Source organism: Streptomyces sp. NPDC037100 (assembly GCF_055606225.1).
Genome location: NZ_JBVJSX010000037.1, coordinates 1 through 1,226, shown reverse-complemented (window position 1 = coordinate 1,226; position 1,226 = coordinate 1). Strand labels below are relative to the sequence as shown.

Below are 1,226 nucleotides of genomic sequence, written 5' to 3'. Positions count from 1 at the left end.
CTCCCGCCGGAGGGTGTTGAGCCGGGTCAGCAGCGGGACGATGGTGCGGCCCTCGCGTTCGGCGGCCTCCCAGTCGCGGTGCCTGATCTGGTACTTCTCCGAGTCCAGGTACTCCTCGCTGCCCTCCTTCAGCGGAGTGTTCTCGCACAGTTCGTAGCCGGAGTAGATGCCCCAGGACGGGGACAGCGTCGCGGCGAGCACGGCCCGGACCTCGAAGGCGGGCCGGCCGCCGTGCTGGAGGTAGGCGTGCAGGATGTCGGGGGTGTTGGGGAAGAAGTTCGGCCGCATGTAGGAGGCGGCCTCACCGGACAGCTCGGTCAGGTACTCGGTCAGCTCCTGCTTGGAGTTGCGCCAGGTGAAATACGTGTAGGACTGCTGGAAGCCGATCTGGGCCAGGGTGTGCATCATCGCCGGCCGGGTGAACGCCTCGGCCAGGAAGATCACATCGGGGTCGGTGCGGTTGACCTCGCCGATCACCCGCTCCCAGAAGACCACCGGCTTGGTGTGCGGGTTGTCCACCCGGAAGATCCGCACCCCGGCGTCCATCCAGTGCCGCAGCACCCGCACCGTCTCGGCGACCAGGCCGTCCATGTCGGCGTCGAAGGCGATGGGGTAGATGTCCTGGTACTTCTTCGGCGGGTTCTCCGCATAGGCGATGGTGCCGTCGGGGCGGTGGTGGAACCACTCGGGGTGCTTGTGCACCCAGGGGTGGTCCGGGGAGCACTGCAGGGCGAAGTCCAGCGCCACCTCCATGCCCAGCTCCCGCGCCTGCCGGACGAACCAGATGAAGTCCTCCAGCGTGCCCAGATCCGGGTGCACGGCGTCGTGGCCGCCCTCGGGTGAGCCGATCGCCCAGGGCACGCCGACGTCGTCGGGACCGGGGGAGAGGGTGTTGTTCCTGCCCTTGCGGAAGGTGGTGCCGATGGGGTGGATCGGTGGCAGATAGACCACGTCGAAGCCCATCGCCGCGATCGCCGGCAGCCTGCGCGCGGCGGTGCGGAAGGTGCCGTGGGGCTGCTCGGGAGTGCCCTCCGAGCGGGGGAAGAACTCGTACCAGGAGCCGTACAGGGCCCGCTCCCGCTCCACCAGCAGGGGCAGCGGCTCGCTGCTGGTGACCAGGTCACGCAGCGGATGCCGGGCCAGCACCGCGTCCACCTCCGGCGTCAGCGCCGCCGCCAGACGAGCCGCCGCGGGGCGGCCCTCGTCCCGCAGGGCGTCGACGGCGG

Annotated in this window: 1 protein-coding gene; it reads right to left on the bottom strand. The window is 70.0% G+C overall.

The window, feature by feature from the left end:
- The coding region (locus ACZ7EG_RS40065; RefSeq protein WP_471089987.1) for a maltotransferase domain-containing protein at window positions 1–1,226 on the bottom strand (1,226 nt) is incomplete at both ends.